The sequence below is a fragment of the Actinomadura sp. 1N219 genome (assembly GCF_044326405.1).
Lineage (GTDB): Bacteria > Actinomycetota > Actinomycetes > Streptosporangiales > Streptosporangiaceae > Spirillospora.
This window is the reverse complement of the sequence record NZ_JBIRAY010000018.1, coordinates 15,232-33,055: the sequence shown is the minus strand read 5'-3', so window position 1 is coordinate 33,055 and position 17,824 is coordinate 15,232. Positions and strand designations below refer to the sequence as shown.

At 72.4% G+C, this 17,824-nt stretch carries 13 protein-coding genes and 1 riboswitch; of the genes, 4 read left to right on the top strand and 9 right to left on the bottom strand.

All coding sequences use genetic code 11. The annotated features are described in order from the left end of the window. Window positions 1-141 precede the first annotated feature (141 nt). From ACH35V_RS36935 to ACH35V_RS36925, 3 genes are all read left to right on the top strand, one after another. The gene (locus tag ACH35V_RS36935; RefSeq protein ID WP_395979522.1) at window positions 142-990 is read left to right on the top strand and encodes an MIP/aquaporin family protein; all 849 of its coding nucleotides are present in this window, start codon (window positions 142-144) and stop codon (window positions 988-990) included. A gap of 38 nt (window positions 991-1,028) precedes the next feature. Next, the gene (gene glpK / locus ACH35V_RS36930; RefSeq protein ID WP_395979521.1) at window positions 1,029-2,546 is read left to right on the top strand and encodes a glycerol kinase GlpK; all 1,518 of its coding nucleotides are present in this window, start codon (window positions 1,029-1,031) and stop codon (window positions 2,544-2,546) included. Window positions 2,547-2,677: 131 nt separating this feature from the next. Then, window positions 2,678-4,321, top strand: coding sequence for a glycerol-3-phosphate dehydrogenase/oxidase (locus ACH35V_RS36925; RefSeq protein WP_395979520.1), 1,644 nt, complete (start codon window positions 2,678-2,680; stop codon window positions 4,319-4,321). A gap of 22 nt (window positions 4,322-4,343) precedes the next feature. On the opposite strand, the gene ACH35V_RS36920 is transcribed toward ACH35V_RS36925, so the two are convergent. After that, window positions 4,344-5,390: a LuxR C-terminal-related transcriptional regulator gene (locus ACH35V_RS36920; RefSeq protein WP_395979519.1), complete on the bottom strand. Its 1,047-nt coding sequence runs from the start codon at window positions 5,388-5,390 to the stop codon at window positions 4,344-4,346. Window positions 5,391-5,532: 142 nt separating this feature from the next. On the opposite strand from ACH35V_RS36920, the gene ACH35V_RS36915 reads away from it, so the two are divergent. After that, a complete protein-coding gene (locus ACH35V_RS36915; protein ID WP_395979518.1) occupies window positions 5,533-6,078 on the top strand; it encodes an RICIN domain-containing protein in 546 nt (181 codons plus the stop codon). Window positions 6,079-6,188: 110 nt separating this feature from the next. Here ACH35V_RS36915 and ACH35V_RS36910 read toward each other — a convergent pair whose 3' ends face one another. From ACH35V_RS36910 to ACH35V_RS36875, 8 genes are all read right to left on the bottom strand, one after another. Then, a complete protein-coding gene (locus ACH35V_RS36910; RefSeq protein ID WP_395979517.1) occupies window positions 6,189-7,343 on the bottom strand; it encodes an acetyl-CoA C-acetyltransferase in 1,155 nt (384 codons plus the stop codon). Window positions 7,344-7,368: 25 nt separating this feature from the next. Further along, on the bottom strand, window positions 7,369-7,986 hold the full coding sequence (locus ACH35V_RS36905) for a TetR/AcrR family transcriptional regulator (RefSeq protein ID WP_395979516.1): 618 nt from the start codon (window positions 7,984-7,986) through the stop codon (window positions 7,369-7,371). An 11-nt stretch (window positions 7,987-7,997) separates the two neighbouring features. Then, window positions 7,998-8,777: an SDR family oxidoreductase gene (locus ACH35V_RS36900; protein ID WP_395979515.1), complete on the bottom strand. Its 780-nt coding sequence runs from the start codon at window positions 8,775-8,777 to the stop codon at window positions 7,998-8,000. Beyond that, on the bottom strand, window positions 8,774-9,955 hold the full coding sequence (locus ACH35V_RS36895) for an acyl-CoA dehydrogenase family protein (RefSeq protein WP_395979514.1): 1,182 nt from the start codon (window positions 9,953-9,955) through the stop codon (window positions 8,774-8,776). Before ACH35V_RS36895 ends, ACH35V_RS36900 begins: the two co-directional genes overlap by 4 nt. A gap of 34 nt (window positions 9,956-9,989) precedes the next feature. Beyond that, complete coding sequence (locus tag ACH35V_RS36890; RefSeq protein WP_395979513.1) at window positions 9,990-11,234, bottom strand: glycosyltransferase; 1,245 nt, start codon at window positions 11,232-11,234, stop codon at window positions 9,990-9,992. Next, window positions 11,218-14,169, bottom strand: a complete 2,952-nt coding sequence (locus ACH35V_RS36885) for a CDP-glycerol glycerophosphotransferase family protein (RefSeq protein WP_395979512.1) — start codon at window positions 14,167-14,169, stop codon at window positions 11,218-11,220. The genes ACH35V_RS36890 and ACH35V_RS36885 overlap by 17 nt, the downstream gene beginning before the upstream one ends. Window positions 14,170-14,437: 268 nt before the next feature. Next, on the bottom strand, window positions 14,438-15,193 hold the full coding sequence (locus ACH35V_RS36880) for a CHAP domain-containing protein (RefSeq protein ID WP_395979511.1): 756 nt from the start codon (window positions 15,191-15,193) through the stop codon (window positions 14,438-14,440). Between the two features lie 11 nt (window positions 15,194-15,204). Continuing rightward, a riboswitch (cyclic di-AMP (ydaO/yuaA leader) is annotated at window positions 15,205-15,359 on the bottom strand. Between the two features lie 456 nt (window positions 15,360-15,815). Beyond that, window positions 15,816-17,714, bottom strand: coding sequence for a SpoIIE family protein phosphatase (locus tag ACH35V_RS36875; protein WP_395979510.1), 1,899 nt, complete (start codon window positions 17,712-17,714; stop codon window positions 15,816-15,818). Window positions 17,715-17,824: the final 110 nt, after the last annotated feature.

The following is a 17,824-nucleotide window of genomic DNA, read 5'->3' as shown; positions in this document are numbered from 1 at the left end:
GCCGCCGGGCTCCGGCGAAAGTGTTCGACATTGTCGGCGGGCTCCCGTTGTCCGCCGGTCCGTCCCGGCTTACCGTCCTGCCCAACCTCACGGGGCCTGCGTCCAGCCCAGTGTCCAGGCCGGCCTTCACCAGGAGTGCCCATGGCGGAACGACCCAGAATCCCCGCGCTCGCCGGCGAGCTCGCAGCCGAGTTCGCCGGCACCATGATCCTCATCCTGTTCGGCGTCGGCGTCGTCGCGCAGGCCGTCGCCGGCAGCGGGCTCGGCGATCCGCAGAGCCTCGGCGGCCACGACAGCATCGCCTGGGCCTGGGGGCTCGGCGTGACGCTCGGCGTCTACGTCGCCGCCCGGATCAGCGGCGCGCACCTCAACCCGGCCGTGACCGTCGCGCTCGCCGTGTTCAAGGAGTTCGCCTGGCGCAAGACGGTCCCGTACATCGCCGCGCAGACCGCGGGGGCGTTCGTCGCGGCGCTGATCGTCCGGTGGAACTACAGCGAGATCCTCAACAAGTTCGACCCCGGCCTGACGATCAAGTCGCAGGGCGTCTTCTCGACGCTGCCGGGCAACGGCGGCCTTCCGGTCGGGACCTGGGGCGCGTTCCGCGACCAGGTGATCGGCACCGCCATCCTGCTGTTCCTGATCAAGGTCCTCACCGACGCGCGCAACAGGCCGCCGCTGGCGAACCTGACCCCGTTCCTGATCGGCCTCGTGGTGGTCGCGATCGGGATGGCGTTCGGCTCGGCCGCCGGGTACGCGATCAACCCGGCCCGCGACTTCGGCCCCCGGCTCGCCTCGTTCCTCACCGGCTACGGCGGCGCGTGGCGGGACCAGTACGGCGACCTGTACTTCTGGGTGCCGATCGTCGGGCCGCTCATCGGCGGCGTGCTCGGCGCCGGCCTCTACAAGCTCCTCATCGGACGGTTCCTGCCCGATGACGGGTCTTCCGGGGAGCTGCCGACGAAGGCCGAACCCGAGTACGAGAAGACGTGAGCCGTCCCGTCCCCGCCTTCCTCCAGGAGGATCCAGCCATGGCCGACTTCGTCGGAGCGCTCGACCAGGGCACCACCAGCACCCGCTTCATGATCTTCGACCACGGCGGCAACGAGGTCGCCCGCCACCAGCTCGAACACGAGCAGATCCTGCCCCAGGCGGGATGGGTCGAGCACAACCCCACCGAGATCTGGGAACGCACCCGCGCCGTCATCCAGACGGCGCTGCACAAGGCCGATCTGAGCCACACCGACCTGGCCGCCCTCGGCATCACCAACCAGCGCGAGACGACCGTGGTGTGGAACCGGCGGACCGGGCGTCCGTACTACAACGCGATCGTCTGGCAGGACACCCGCACCGACCGCATCGCGTCCGCCCTGGAGCGGGACGGCAAGGGCGACGTCATCCGCCGCAAGGCCGGTCTTCCTCCGGCCACGTATTTCTCCGGCGGGAAGATCCAGTGGATTCTGGAGAACGTCGACGGCGTCCGCGAAGCCGCCGAGAACGGCGACGCGATCTTCGGCACGACCGACAGCTGGGTCCTGTGGAACCTCACCGGCGGGACGGACGGCGGCGTCCACGTCACCGACCCCACCAACGCCAGCCGCACCATGCTGATGGACCTGGAGACCCTCGACTGGGACGACCAGCTCCTGTCGTTCTTCGGCATCCCGCGCCAGATGCTGCCGCAGATCAAACCGTCCTCAGCCCCCGAACCGTACGGCGTCACCCGCGCCGACGGCCCGCTCGGCGGCGAAGTCCCTCTCACCGCCGCGCTCGGTGACCAGCAGGCGGCCACGGTGGGGCAGGTGTGCTTCGCGCCCGGCGAGGCCAAGAACACCTACGGCACCGGCAACTTCCTGCTCCTCAACACCGGTGAGGAACTCGTCCGCTCCTCGCGGGGCCTCCTGACGACGGTGTGCTACCAGTTCGGCCAGCAGAAGCCCGTCTACGCGCTGGAGGGGTCGATCGCGGTGACCGGGTCGGCGGTGCAATGGCTGCGCGACCAGCTCGGCATCATCTCCGGCGCCGCGCAAAGCGAAGCCCTGGCCCGCCAGGTCGACGACAACGGCGGGGTGTACTTCGTGCCCGCCTTCTCCGGCCTGTTCGCCCCCTACTGGCGCTCGGACGCCCGCGGCGCCATCGTCGGACTGTCACGCTTCAACACCAACGCCCACCTGGCCCGCGCCACCCTGGAATCGATCTGCTACCAATCCCGCGACGTCGTCGAAGCCATGCGCGAAGACTCCGGCGTCGCCCTGGACGTCCTCAAAGTCGACGGCGGCGTCACCGCCAACGAACTGTGCATGCAACTGCAGGCCGACATCCTCGGCGTCCCGGTCTCCCGCCCCGTCGTCGCCGAGACCACCGCCCTGGGCGCCGCCTACGCCGCCGGCCTGGCCGTCGGATTCTGGACCACCACCCAAGAACTGCGCCGCAACTGGAACGAAGACCGCCGCTGGGAACCCACCTGGAACGACGACCAACGCCACCACGGCTACGCCGGCTGGAAGAAGGCCGTCACCCGGACGCTCGACTGGGTCGATATCGGCTAGGGCCGTCTCGCCGGGTCGCGGCGCGTTGTCGTCCGGTTGTCCGGGACGGTTGTCCGGGACGTCCTCCGGGCGACGGCTCGCCGCAACCCGGCCGCACGACACTCGGACTGATCTCTCGTCGGGAGCATGCAGTGACATCCGTAGCCCTCGGACCGCGATACCGGGAGGACGCCCTGCGCGGCCTCGCGGACGCGGAGTTCGACGTCCTGGTCGTCGGCGGCGGCGTCGTCGGCGCCGGCACGGCCCTCGACGCCGTCTCCCGCGGCCTGTCCGTCGCGCTCGTGGAGGCGCGGGACTGGGCGGCCGGGACGTCCGGACGCTCCAGCAAGCTGATCCACGGCGGGCTGCGCTACCTCGAACAGCGCGACTTCGGCCTCGTCCGGGAGGCGCTGCGGGAGCGGGGCCTGCTTCTGCATCGGCTGGCGCCGCATCTGGTGCGTCCCGTCCAGTTCCTGTATCCGCTGCGCAACCGGGTGTGGGAGCGGGCCTACGTCAGCGCGGGCGTCACCCTGTACGACTCGCTGGGCGGGGCCCGCGCGCTCCCCCGGCACCGGCAGCTGACGAGGCGCGGCGCGCTCCGTGAGGCTCCGGCGCTGCGCTCGGACGCGCTGGTCGGCGCGATCCAGTACTACGACGCGCAGGTGGACGACGCCCGCTACACGATGATGGTCGCCAGGACGGCCGCGCAGTACGGCGCGAAGGTCGTCACCCGCGCCGAGGCGACCGGGTTCCTGCGCGAGGGCGAGCGGGTGACGGGCGCCCACGTCCTGGACCTGGAAGGCGGCCGGGAGATCGCCGTCCGCGCCAGGCGCGTCGTTTGCGCGACCGGCGTGTGGACGGACGGCGCCCAGGCCATGACGGGCTCCCGAGCGTCGTTCGCCGTGCGGGCGTCCAAGGGCGTCCACCTGGTGGTGCCGCGCGACCGGATCCCGATGGAGACCGGGCTGATCACGCGGACGTCCAAGAGCGTCCTGTTCATCATCCCGTGGGGGCGGTACTGGCTCGTCGGGACGACCGACACCCCGCACGAGGACGGCCCGGACGAGCCGATCGCCGACCACACCGACATCGGCTACCTCCTCGACCAGGCGAACGCCGTCCTGCGGACCCCGCTCACCCACGACGACATCCAGGGCGTCTACGCGGGCCTGCGCCCGCTCCTCTCCGCCGAAGTGGACGACACGACGCGCCTGTCCCGCGAGCACGCCGTCGCCGAGCCCGTGCCGGGCCTCGTCGTCGTGACCGGCGGGAAGTTCACCACCTACCGGGTGATGGCGCGGGACGCGGTCGACGTCGTCGCCGAGGGCCTGGACGACGCCGTCCCCGAGTCCGTCACGGAGCGGCTGCCGATCATCGGCGCGGTCGGGTTCGAGGTGCTGTGGAACGAGCGGCGCCGCCTCGCCGCCGAGTCGGGCCTGCACGTCGCGCGGGTCGAGCACCTGCTGCGTCGGTACGGCTCGTGCGCCCGCGAGGTCCTGGAGCTGGTCGCGGACGACCCGGCGCTCGGCGGCCCCGTCCCCGGCGCTGAGGACTACCTGTGCGCCGAGGCCGTCTACGCGGCGACGCACGAGGGCGCCCTGCACCTGGAGGACGTCCTGGCCCGGCGGCTGCGCGTCTCGATCGAGCAGCGGGACGGCGGCGTCGCGGCCGCGTCCCATGTCGCCCGCCTCCTCGCCCCGGCGCTGGGCTGGGGCAACGAGGAGATCACCGACCAGATCAAGCGGTACGTCCTGCAGATCAGGACCGAGCGCCGCGGCACCCCGTCCGCCGCCTGACCCGCCCCGGCGGCCGCGCGTCTCAGGGTCGCAGGAAGCGTCGGCCCACCAGTTCGGCGCGGCTGCGCACGCCCGCTTTGGCGAACACCGACTTCAGGTGCGCCTGGACGGTGTGCGGTGAGATGTGCAGGCGGGCGGCGATCTCGCTGGTCCGGTGGCCCCGCAGGACGAGGGCGACGAGTTCGCGCTCACGGGCCGTGAACCCGTAGGAGGCGCAGATCAGCGCGGCGATCGAGTCGGGCGGGGCGGCCTGCACGACGACGGCGACGCCGTTCGGTTCCCGGCCCGACGCCGGCTCGGCGTGCAGCTGGATCCACCGTCCCGAGGAGCCCAGGACGCGAATGTCGACGGCCCGCCCGGACTCCCGGACCCGCTCGACGGCCGTCAGCATGGGGAACGGCAACGCCCCCGCGCCGGGGTCGCCGGGCGCACCGGCGGAGCCGAGGTCGGCCAGCCACGTCCGGGCGGCGTCGGTGATCGACACCACCTGGCGTGCCGCGTCTAGCACGACGGCTCCGGGCCACGGCACCGGCCCGGTGCCCTCGGTCCTGCCCCGGAGCCCGGCCGCGCGGATCAGCCGGCCCAGTACCGACGCCAGCAGGTGCGCGTAGTCGCGTTCGTCCTCGGTGAAGTCGCGCGGCGCCTCGCGGAACAGCGCGAAACAGCCCCAGCAGGCGCCGTCCGCGACCAGGGCGGTGCGCAGCTCGCCGCGGATGTTGTTGGGCCGGAGCAGCTCCCGGTAGCGCGGGCTGCGGTCCAGCCGGCCACCGGCCGCCTCGCTGAGCACGCCGCTGTGCCTGGGTCCCTCGACGAGCGCGGCCAGGGAGTTGAAGTCGGTTGTCAGGTACGCGAACTCGGCGACCTGCGCGTCCGGGTGCGGCATGGCGTACGCCCGGTAGCCCGTCTCGACGAGGGTCGCGGGATCGGTGGTGTGCCAGCAGCTCGCGTCGTGCGGCAGCGCCCTGGCGATCAGCCGGTTCGCCTCGTCGGCGACGTCGGCGAGGCCGAGCTCCGCACTGCCGAGCACCATCAGACGGTCCAGGACGCGCTGCCGGGCGACTTGACTCACCCGGTAAGCATCCCACCGCGCCGGCCGCCGGCGAATACCAGAAAAGTGGTATGGACCGTAATCGATCGACTACCTAGCGTCATTGGCGTCGCGTATTTCACAACGGGCGACGACACCCGACGCATCGATCGAAAGGATCATCATGCGCACATCGACACGGCGGGCGACCAGGCTGGGGTCAGTGGCCGCCGGCGGCCTGCTCCTGGCCGGCCTTACCGCCGGAACCGGCGGCACCGGCGCCGCCTCCGCCGTCACGACCGGACTCGCGTCCGCTCCCGGGCCGCAGCCCGGGGCGGTGCTCGCCGGCGTCCAGATCAAGCCGCGGACGGCCGCCGGTCAGTGCCTCGACGTGGCCGACGCCAACGACGGCAACGGGGCCATGGTCACCCTGTGGACGTGCAACGGCAGCCAGGCGCAGCGCTGGAGCCTGGTGGACGGCAGGATCCAGAGCGATCTTCCCAGTCACCGGTGCCTGGACGTTCGCGCCGGAAACCGCGGGCAGGGAACCCTCGTCGGCATGTACCAGTGCAACTCCTCACCCCAGCAGCAGTGGCACTTCGACAGAGACCGCCTCATCAGCGGCCTCAACCGGATGTGCATGAGCCTCCTCAACAACTTCAGCGACGGCGCGGCCGTCGTGAACTGGCCCTGCAACGGCAACACCGACCAGTCCTGGGAAACGTCCTGACGAACCGCCCGACGGACGGCCCGCGCCGTCCGTCCGCTGAGCCGCGCCCCGCATGCCGGGGCGCGGCTCAGCGCGCTTGCCTTTGCGACCGGTCCGCCGCCGGCGCGAGGTCAGAGGCGTTCGAGGATGGTCGTGTTGGCCTGGCCGCCGCCTTCGCACATGGTCTGCAGGCCGTAGCGTCCGCCGGTGCGCTCCAGCTCGTGCAGGAGGGTGGTCATGAGGCGGGCGCCGGTGGCGCCGAGGGGGTGGCCGAGGGCGATGGCGCCGCCGTTGGGGTTGACCTTCGCCGGGTCGGCGCCGGTCTCCTTGAGCCAGGCGAGGACGACGGACGCGAACGCCTCGTTGATCTCGACGGCGTCGATGTCGTCCATGCTCAGGCCGGTCTTCTTGAACGCGTGCGCGGTGGCGGGGATGGGCGCGGACAGCATCCTGATCGGGTCCTCGCCGCGCGCGGAGAGGTGGTGGACGCGGGCGCGCGGCGTGAGGCCGTGGTCTTTGACGGCCTGCTCGGAGGCGATGAGGAGCGCGGCGGCGCCGTCCGAGATCTGGGACGAGAGCGCGGCGGTGAGCCGCCCGCCCTCCACGAGGGTCTTCAGGCCCGCCATCTTCTCCAGCGACGTGTCACGGCGCGGCCCCTCGTCGGCGGCGACGCTCTCGAAGGGGACGATCTCCCGCTCGAACCGGCCCTCGTCGATCGCGCGGATCGCCCGCCGGTGCGACTCGTAGGCGAACGCCTCCATGTCCGCGCGGGAGATGTCCCAGTCGCGGGCGATCATCTCGGCGCCGTTGAACTGGGAGACCTCGGCGTCGCCGTAGCGGCGCGTCCAGCCCGCCGAGCCCGCGAAGGGGCCCCGGGTGAAGCCGAGCGGCTCGGCGGCGGTCATCGCGAACGCGATCGGGATCTGCGACATGTTCTGCACGCCGCCCGCCACGACCAGGTCGGACGTCCCGGACAGGACGGCCTGCGCGGCGAAGTGCACGGCCTGCTGCGACGACCCGCACTGCCGGTCGACGGTGACGCCCGGCACCTCCTCGGGCAGCCCGGCGGCGAGCCAGCAGGTGCGGGCGATGTCGCCTGCCTGGGGGCCGACCGCGTCCACGCAGCCGAACACGACGTCCTCGACGGCCGCCGGGTCGACCTTGGTGCGTTCCATCAGCGCGGTCAGCACGTGCGCGCCGAGGTCGGCGGGGTGCACGCCGGACAGGCCGCCGCCGCGCCGCCCGACGGGCGCGCGCACCGCGTCGACGATGTATGCCTCGGCCATGGGGGTGTCTCCTTCGTACGGGGGCCTAGCTCGCCTGGATGCCTTCGAGGAACATGGCGAGGTACTGCTTGGCGATGTCGTCGGCGGACAGCCGCCCGCCGCGCTTGTACCAGTTCGCGGCCACCCAGACGGTGTCGCGGATGTACCGGTAGACGAGGTCGGGGTCGAGGTCGGCGCGGAACGAGCCCTCCGCCACGCCCCGGCGCAGCAGCTCCAGCCACATCTCCTCGAACCGGCGCCGGGAGTCGTGCAGGTAGCGGAACCGCTCGCTGGTCCCGAGGTGCTTGGACTCGTTCTGGTAGAGGACGACGGCGGGACGGTGCAGGTCGATCGTCCGGAACGACTCCACGACGATGCCCTCGAGCGTGTCGCGGGCGCTGAGCCCCGACTCCAGGACGCGGTCGTAGGCGGCCCACATCTCGTCCAGGAACGTCGACAGGATCTCGTCCGCCATCGCCTCCTTGGAGTCGAAGTGGTAGTAGAGGCTGCCGCCGAGGATCCCGGCGGCGTCCGCGACCTTCCGGACGGTGGTGGCGGAGTAGCCCTGGGAGGCGAACACCTCCGCGGCCGTGGCGAGCAGCTCGGCCCGCCGTACCGCGCGGGCGGCGGCGGTGCCCTCGGCGTCGCGCCGTCGTGGACTCATCAGTGGGTTTCCTATGGGTGCTGGGAGGAGACGGAGACGACCTCGCCCGTCATGTACGAGGAGTAGTCGCCGGCCAGGAAGACGATGACGTTGGCCACCTCCCATGGTTCCGCATACCGGCCGAACGCCTCGCGGCGCGTCAGCTCGTCCAGGAGATCTTCGGACGTCACCTTGACGAGATGCGGGTGCATGGCGAGGGACGGCGACACGGCGTTGATCCGGACGCCGTACTCGGCGGCCTCCAGCGCCGCGCAGCGGGTGAGCGCCATCACCCCGGCCTTGGCGGCGGCGTAGTGCGACTGCCCCTTCTGCGCCCGCCAGCCGATCACCGACGCGTTGTTGACGATGACGCCCGAGCCCTGGCCGCGCATGACGCGGAGGGCGGCGCGGGTGCAGCGCATGGTGCCGTTGAGGGTGATGTCGAGGACGCGTCCCCACTGGTCGTCGGTCATGTCGACCAGGTCGGCCGTCCCGCCGAGGCCGGCGTTGTTGACGGCGACGTCGACGCGTCCGAACCGCTCGACCGCGAGGGCGTAGAGGGCCTGGACCTGCTCCTCGGACGTGACGTCGCAGGGCAGCGAGGCGACACGCGCCGCGCCGAACTCCTTCTCCAGTTCCCCGGCGGACGCGCTCAGCCGCCGCTCGTGCGTGTCGGAGATCAGGACGCGGGCGCCCTCCTCCAGGCAGCGGCGGGCGGTGGCGCCGCCGATCCCGGCCCCGGCCGCGGCGGTGATCACGACGGCGCGGTCCTTGAGGAGATCGTGCCCGGGGACGTATCGGGGCGGGGTCATCCACGTGCCTCTCTGGGCAGGCCGAGGACGCGCTCGGCGATGATGTTGCGCTGGATCTCGTTCGACCCGGCGTAGATCGTGTCGGCGCGGGAGAACAGGAAGAGCCGCTGCCAGTCGTTCAGGTCGTAGGGCTCGCCGTCCGCGACGAGTCCGGCGGCGCCGAGGATGTCCATGGCGAGCTCGCCCAGCTCCCGGTGCCAGGTGCCCCAGGCCAGCTTGGAGATGGACGACTCCGGGCCGGGGGCGCCGGCGGCGACGCCCGCCATCGTCCGCACCGCGTTCAGACGCATGATCTCCAGCCCCATGTACGCCCTGGTCAGCCGGTCGCGCAGCAGCGGATCGTCGATCGCGCCGGTGCGCCGGGCCAGGTCGGCGACGCCGTCGAACTCGCGCCGGAAGCCGACCTGCTGGCCGAGCGTCGCGACGCCCCGCTCGAACCCGAGCGTGGCCATCGCGATCTTCCAGCCCTCCCCCGGCGCGCCGACGATGTTGGCGGCGTCCGTGCGGGCGCCGTCGAAGAACACCTCGTTGAACTCGGAGGTGCCGGTGAGCTGGACGATCGGCCGGATGTCGACGCCGTCCCGCCGCATCGGGACGAGCAGGTACGACAGGCCGTGGTGGCGGGACGAGCCCGGCTCGGTGCGGCAGACGGCGAAGCACCAGTCCGATTCGAGGGCCAGGGACGTCCAGACCTTCTGGCCGTTGATCACCCAGTGGTCGCCGTCGAGTTCGGCGCGGGTCTGGACGTTGGCGAGGTCGGAGCCCGCGTCCGGCTCGGAGTAGCCCTGGCACCACAGCTCCTCGACGGCGACGATCGGCGGCAGGAAGCGGGCGCGCTGCTCGTCGGTGCCGAACGCGATGATCGTCGGGCCGAGCAGGTTCTCGCCGATGTGGCCGACCCGGGCGGGCGCGTCGGCGAGCGCGTACTCCTCGTGGAAGATCACCTGCTGCTCGACGGTGGCGCCGCGCCCGCCGTGCTCCTCGGGCCAGCCCACGCATGTCCAGCCGGCGGCGGCCATGTGCCGCTCCCAGGCGAGCCGCTCCTCGAACGCCTCGTGCTCGCGTCCCGGCCCGCCGAGCCCGCGGGCGTGCGCGAACTCGCCCGCCAGGTTGGCGCGGAGCCAGTCGCGGACCTCGGCGCGGAACGCCCGGTCCGCCGGGGACTCGTTCTCCTTCACGCCGCGCACTCTACCAAACACTTGTTAGAAAGAATCACTCCAGGGCGGGTTCCCGCTCGCCCGCCACGGGCTCCTCCGCCATGTCGCTGGACGCCGGGCCGGACGCCGGGCCGGACGGGAGATCCCGGTGGAGCAGGTCGAACAGGCGGTCCCAGCGTTCCAGGACCGTGTCCGGGTGGAACCTCAGGACCGAGGCGCGGGCTTCGGCTCCGAGGGTCCGGCGCAGGTCCGGGGCCTCGATGAGGCGGTCCAGCTCCCGGGCGAACGCCGTGGTGTCGCCCGGCTCGACCAGCACGCCGCCGCCGTGCTCGGCGGCGAGGAGGGCCCGGACGCCGGGCGCGCAGTCGAACGCGACCGTCGGGAGCCCGTACGCCATCGCCTCCAGCACCGACATCGGGAAGCCCTCGGCCCGGGACGGCAGCGCGAAGATCGACGCCTCAACGAGCGCCTCCTCCACGTCCGCGACGACGCCCCTGAACTCCACCGAGCCGGACAGGCCCGCCGCGTCCGCCTGCGCCTTCAGCCGCTCTCCGTCCGGCCCGCCGCCGTAGACGTGCAGCCGCCAGCCCGGATGGCGCGCGGATACCCGCTCCCACGCCTCCAGCATCAGGTCCACGCCCTTCTCGTAGGAGAGGCGGCCGACGCACGCCACGACGGGGAGGTCGAGCGTGGGATGGACGTCCGGCGCGACGTGCAGCGCGTTGGGGATGTAGTCGACGTTGGTCATGCCGTTCCGGGCCCAGGCATCGGCGTCCTCGGCGGTGAGGACGAGCATCCGGTCGGCGTCCGCGTAGTTCTCCCTGACCCGGCGGTACCGCGACGACGCGCGGGTGGCCGCGTACGACTCGTGGCTCATGCCCACGACCCGCAGCCCGGACGTGTCGGCCAGCCGGACCCACTCCATCGCCCACACCTGCGCCGCGATCACGACCGCGCCCGGCCGGGCGGCGGCGAACAGCTCCGTCAGGCGGGCGGCGCCGCGCCGCTGGGCCGCCCTCCGCCGCAGGTCGCGTGCGCGGGACGCCGCGTCCAGGCGCTGCCGGAGCGTCGCCGGACGCCAGGCCATCGCGGGCGGGCGCCACTCCCCGTGCAGCACCTCGACGGCGTAGGAGCCGTCCCGGCCGTGGTGGTGCGGCCGCGTCCCGCGGGTGATCCCGACGAGGGTGACGCGGTCGCCGCGCGCGGCGAGCAGCCGCGCCATGTGATGCGCCCAGCGCTGCAGCCCGCCCAGGTCGTCGGCGTTGTTGCACACGATGAAGACGTCACGCGGTGCGGCCATTGCGATCCCCCCTGTGGCGGCGTTCTCCCCTGCGGCGGCGTTCGCCCCTGCGGCGCGGCCGGGCGGCCGGGAAGTAGCGGTCCGCCACGGTGCGGGCGGCGGCGCCGCGGTCGTGCTCGCCGAACCGCTCGGCGAACGCGCGGCGGCGGGGGGCGTGGACGGCGTCCGCGGCGTCGAGCCCGGCGAGCGCGGCGACCAGCTCGTCCGCGGTGCGGGTGATCGGGCCCGGGGCGTGCCGTTCGAGGTCGAAGTAGCCGGGCGCGCGGTCGCGGCCGTCCGGGAGGTGCAGGACGATCGGCCGGTCGAGCAGCGCGAAGTCGAACATGATCGAGGAGTGGTCGGTGATCAGCGCGTCCGCGAGGAGGAGCAGCGGGGTGACGTCGGGCACGTCGCCGACGTCCCGCATGACCGCGCGGGCGCCCGGCGGGAGGTTGGCGCGGCACAGGTAGTGCGGCCGGACGAGCAGCACGAACTCCTCCCCCAGCTCCCGCGCGAACAGGCCGGGGGCGATGGGGGGCTCCAGCAGCCGGACCGGGCGGCCCTTCGGCCCGGTGGCGAACGTCGGCGCGTACAGGACGGCGCGCCGCCCGTCGCCCGCGTCCAGGCCGAGCGAGCGGCGGAGCCCGGCGACCTCGGCGGCCAGCTCCGGATCGCCGTCCACGCCGTTGACCAGCGGATCGTTGCGCGGATACCCGGCCGCGAGCAGCTCCGACCGGACGCCGAGCCCGGCGCACAGCGTCGCCACGTCGTGCCCCGACCGGACGAGGAAGCAGTCGAACCGCTCCGCCATCCGCCGCAGCCGGGCCCGTTCGGCGGCGGGGCCGCGCTTGACCCGCGGCTGGTCCTGGCCCATCAGCTTGAACGCCGACCCGTGCCAGGTCTGGATGTAGGTGGTCTCGGGGCGCTTGCGGAGACCGTCCGGAAAGCCCTGGTTGTCCACCCAGTACCGGGCGCGCGCGAGCGCCAGGAAGTAGGCCCACGACCCGCGCCGCACCAGCTTCGCGTCCTGCGGGAAGCCTTTCGGGGACGACGCGTACGACCACACGGCCTCCACCGGCCGCCCCGACCTGCGCAGCTCCCGGTAGATGTACTTCGGGTTGTCCGAGTACTGCCGGCCCAGGTGGCTCTCGAAGACCGCCAGGCCCTGCCGGACGGGGAGCCGGCTCAGCACCCGGTTGAACACGGCGACCTTGGTCTTGCGGGACGTCAGCGTCCGCCGGACGGCCTGCTCCGTCCGCCTCGCCCGCCGCCCGATCAGGCCCCGCGCCAGCCGCCCCGCCGGGGACGTGACGGCCCGCCGCGCCGCGGCCCCCGTGAGCCGCGCCCACGGCGTGCCCGTCTCCAGGACGAACGCCAGATGACCGCCGCCGGTGACGTACGAGCGGAGCCGGTCGGCTGCGAGCCTCGTCAGCCGGGGCCGGACGGGCAGTTCCACCCCGCTCAGCGGCGGTGATCCACGGCCTTCGCCGAGCCGGGTGACCACGTCCTCGCCGTCCACCCGGACGCGGAGGCGCACGTCCCACACCGGGTCGACGAACCCGACCGGCCTGATGCGCTTCCTCGGGTCGAACTCGGCCCGCCAGGCGAGCCGGTCGCCCTCATGCCGGACGGCCGCCCGGACCCGCCCCTTCCGGGCGCGGCGACGCCGGTCGCCGAACTCCAGGATGGCCGACAGCCGCGCGTCCGGACGGATCCGGCCCAGCGGGTTCAGCACCTGCCCGGCCATCCGGACGCGCTCGCCCCGCGCCTCCAGCAGCGTCACCGTGTTCGCCGGACGCAGCTCCTTGAGCGGCCGCAGATGGAAGCCGAAATCGGTGACGTCCAGGATGCGGCGCCCGAGCGTCCCGCGCGGGCGTCCCGTGCCCCAGTACACGCGCCCGTCCCGCTCCACGAGCTGCGCACGAAGCTCAGGGCGCTTGACGCCGCCGCCGTGCTCGGCGGCGGCGAGCGCGGCCGAATGGTCGCCCTCGCGGATCAGGTAAGCGGCGATCGCGGGCAGCGGGTGCGCCTCCTCGAACACCCTGGGATCGAGCTCGGCCAGGTAGCCCGCCGCCAGATCGAGGAAGCGCGACCGGTAGGCCGGATCGCGGTCGCGCAGTTCGCGCAGGTAAAGGACAAGATCATGGTTGACGAACTTGACGTCCTTGGCCCGGCGGAGGTCGTAGGCGCCGCGCAGCGCGAACAGCATGTCGATGCGGCGGTGGATCTCCAGCCGGTCGGCGAAGTTGGCCAGATCGGCGCGCCGGTTGGAGATGGACGGCGCGGGCGTCCGCTCCCGCACCAGCCAGTTGTAGACGCGGTGCGGGATCAGCGCCGTCCGCCCGGCCGCCAGGTACGCCTCGGCGGTGAACAGCAGGTCTTCGTAGTGGAGCCCCTCGACGAACCGGAGGCCGTGCTCGTCCAGGAAATCGCGCCGGTACGCCTTGTTGGTCGACAGCGTGTCGTAGAGCAGATCGGGGTGGTCCTTCAGCGGCCCGTACACGGCCCTGCGCCGGTAGAGCCACGGATACCAGGGGCGGACGCGTCCCTTCGCGCCCGCGGGCACGTCCAGGAAGATCCGGTCGCACCGCCCGGACGCCAGGTCCGCGCCGGCGTCCTCGGCCGCGGCGAACAGGTTGAGGCAGGCGTGCCGGTCCAGCAGGTCGTCGCTGTCGAGGAACATCACGTACCGGCCTGCGGACGCCTCGATCCCGGTGTTGCGGGGCCGCCCGCAGCCGCCGGAGTTCGACGCCAGGTGGACGGCCCGGACCCGTCCGGCGTGCGCGGCGGCCAGCCGGTCGGCGGCCTCGCCCGTCCCGTCGGTGCTCCCGTCGTCGACGATCACCGTCTCGACGCCGCCCAGCGACTGCTCCAGCGTGGAGGCGACCGCCCGTGGCAGCCGCCACGCGTCGTTGTAGGCGATCACGACGACGCTGACGTCCGGGCGCACCCGCATGGGCCCCCCTCCCCGCGCGTCCCGGCTCCGATCGGACGCGCGCACGGATTCCTTTCCCGGAACGCCGTGATGAGGTCCAAGAGCAGTCAAAGGCTGTCAATGCTTGGCATTACCCGCCTTCACCGGCGACATGGGTGACATCCCCCTGGAACGCCCGAAGGCGCCCGGCCGGAACCGGACGCCTTCGGATGACGCCATTCTGATCACGCGGTCCGCGCGACCCGGATCTCGCGATTCCGGCCGGGCGGCCGCAATCGCGCGGATCGGGTCAGGACGCGTAGTCGGGATACCCGTAACCGACGATCTCGGACTTGTCGCGGGTCTTCTTGTTCACCGCGTTCTCGGTGTTGCCCTCGACGGTGTTCACGGTGCCGTTCCCGTTGTCCTTGACGACGAGGCCGACGTGGTCGATGTCGCCGATGTCACCGCGCGAGCCCTTGTCCCAGTCGAAGAACACGACCGCGCCGGGCTTGGCGGTCTTGCCCCAGCGGTCGGTCTTCTTGAACCACTTGGCGTGCTGGACGGTGTACGCGTCCCAGCCCATGTTCTGCACGCCGGTCTGGGCGCCGAGCCACGAGACGAACATGTTGCACCACTGGGCGCCCTTGTAGTCGTTGACGGAGAAGCCTCCGTCCCGCTCGGCGGTCGCGGCGGCGTGCGGGGTCGACACGTACCACTTGTGGAACTTGGTCATGCCGCCCTTGCCCTCGGAGATCCCGACCTGCTTCTCCGCGAGCTTGATGACCTCGTTGGGCTTGACCGCGCGCGGCGGGACCTTGAAGCCCTGCGCGCGGGCGTCCGCGGCCGAGAGGGTCCCGGCCTTGTCCGACTTGGCGGACACGCCGCCCTTCTCGGCGACCGCCGCCGCCTGGGCCGAGGTCTGGGCCACGGCGCGGTCGTCGGTGAGCGGGTTGAAGATCGCGAGCCCGACGGCTCCCGCCAGCACGGCGCCAAGCGCGACGCCGACGGCCTTGTCCTCGGGCGTGAGGGTGTTCAGGGAAAGTCGATCGAAACGACCGGTCATGCGGGGAATCTCCTATCTCCCATGACGCCTACCGGGTTAGCTGACGGATTCGGGCATGGAAGCAGCCCTACGGCGCGACTCTGGGACGCGCCGATTCACCCCTGGAACCTGGGTCCCCGGCTCCGTTCCGGTCAGGTCGACCGGACGGACTCGGCCTCGCACCGCGTGCGCGGCGCATACGGATTGATCTCAGTGACTGATCTTGATCTGACCGCGCGCCTCGGTGGGCGCGCATCGCGGGCGGGATCCGCTCCGCGATCCTCGGCCGCGCTCGGCACGGCCGGAGCAACGCATGGGACGCGTTGCGTGATTCGGTAAGAAGGTACCAACCTTCTCAAAGAAAGCAAACCAGGCACAAAAGTCGGTCTTGCCTGCTCAAAGCCCTCTCAAGGAAGCACCAACACCGTCACGGCGCGGGCTGTTCCCGATCTTTCCAGAACTGCCCCGCAGCCCTTTGCCCGCCGGGCTTACCCGCCATCGCGCAAATGGTAAAGAACCGCTGCTCCACGCCGCCCGGCACACGCCGATCCGGCCCGGTCCGGGCCGTCCGGGCCCGTCCAGGCCCGTCTAGGTGAGGCGCACATCACAGTGGGTGATCATCACAGGTCAAGGATGGTTCCGGTCACTCCACGTGCACGGCGAAGAGCGTGGTGTCGTCCGCCGCCCGGTCGTGCTCCATCCGCGCGAGCACGTCGTCCAGCATCAGCTCGGGCTGCGTGGCGCAGTCCCGCAGGATGCCGGTGAGGCGGGCGATCCGCTCGTCCAGGTCCGCGTCCCTGCGCTCCACGAGGCCGTCGGTGTAGAGGAACAGCATGTCGCCGGGGCTGAGCCTGGTCGTGATCGTCATGTACTCCCAGTCGGGCATCGCGCCGAGCATCGGGTCGCGGACGACCTCCATCGGCACCGCCCGCCCGTCCCGGATCAGGATCGGCGGCGGATGCCCCGCGCACGTCCACTCCAGGACGCGACCGCGCGCGTCGAACTGGGCCACGACGGCGGTGCCCGTCGCCGGCGGGTCCATGCTGCTCACCAGCTCGTTCAGCCAGCCCACCAGCCGTCCGGCCGGCTCCCTCGTGCAGGTCAGGCCGAGCAGCCCGTTGCGGGTGCGGGCCATCGCCGCCGCCGCGGGCAGGCCGTGCCCGGCCGCGTCGCCGATCGCGAACATCGACCGTCCGTCCGGCAGCGTCCTGGTCGCGAACCAGTCGCCGCCGATGCGGGCGGTGCTCTCCGCCGCCAGCGCGCGGATCGCGGTGCGCAGGCCCGGCAGCTGCTCCACCTCGTCCTCGTCCGGCAGGATCGCGCGGCGCAGCGTCACCGCCACCCGCCGCTCCTGCGCCATCCGCTCCTGCTGCTTCAGCATCTGCCGCCGGGTCTCCGCCAGCGCCCGCTCCACGCCGCGCCGCCGCGTGATGTCCTGCGAGACGATGTTGATCGACACCGGCAGCCCGGACTCGGCCAGCACCGGCTCGGCGAACACCCACAGGTGCCGCGGCGCCCCGTCCTGACCGATCACGCGGTGCTCCGCCTCCACCGGCTCCCGGCGGGAGAACATCGTCTGCACGGCCTCCTCGACCAGCGGGAGGTCGTCGTCCGCCACCACCTTCGGCAGGTCGTGCGGCATCGGCGGCACCTGGTCGGGGGCCAGCCCGTAGTTGGCCAGCATCTGCGGCGTCCAGGCCGCCTCGCCGGTGGCGAGGTCCCACTCGCCGAACCCGATCAGGGCCAGCCGCTCGACCCGCTCCAGCCGCCGCGCGACCCGGTCCTCGCGATCGTGGTAACGCCAGGTCACGCACACGCCTGTCGGCACGGCGACGCACCTCACGCTCATCCTGGACGTCCGGGACAGCCCGCGCTGCGCGGTCGTGTACTGGTTCAGGGAACGCTCCAGAGGCGTCCCGCTCTCCAGCACCTCCACGTACTCGTCGAAGAGCCCGCTCAGCACCGCGCCGGGGTCCGTCTGCAGCAGCCGGCGCCCGGCCAGCTCCTCCCGGCCCCGCCCGAACATGTCCCGCGCGACGCCGTTGAGATCCACGAACAGGAAGTCGGCCACCTTCCCGTCCTGCCCCCGGACCGGCACCATGTGCGCGGACGAGTCGAGCGCCCCGTCGAGCACGGCCTTCGCCGCGGGGTCGTCCGGCACCCGGGCCAGGACCTCCGCGTCCCCCGCGGTGTCCTCGGCCGTCACCCGGCGCAGGACGTCCTCGGCCTCTGACAGCACGGCCTGACGCTCCACCGCGCCGCTCTCGGTACGGGGCGCCTTCCGTCCCGCCGCCACGGCCCCCATCGGCCCGACGCCGCCGTCCTTGACCAGCAGCGACGCGGCCTCGCTGAGCTCCACGTCCAGATCGCGCGCGAGCCAGATCAGATGCTGCAGAGCCTCGCCGGGCGGCACCCCGAGCCGCCGGGCCAGCACGACCCGCGCCTCGGACAGCACCGCCCGGTCGTGCGCGGCGTCCCGCAGGTCGTCAAGATCCGCAACGTGCACCCCGGGCTGCGCCCAGGTGCCCTCCGCATCCGCCAACCCTGTCCCCCGTTCGGCGCTGGTGCCTGGGAGAAAAAAGCTACATACGTCAGTGACAAACAATCCGCTCAGAACAGTACAAATCGCCCAGTTCTTTGCCCGACTTTTCC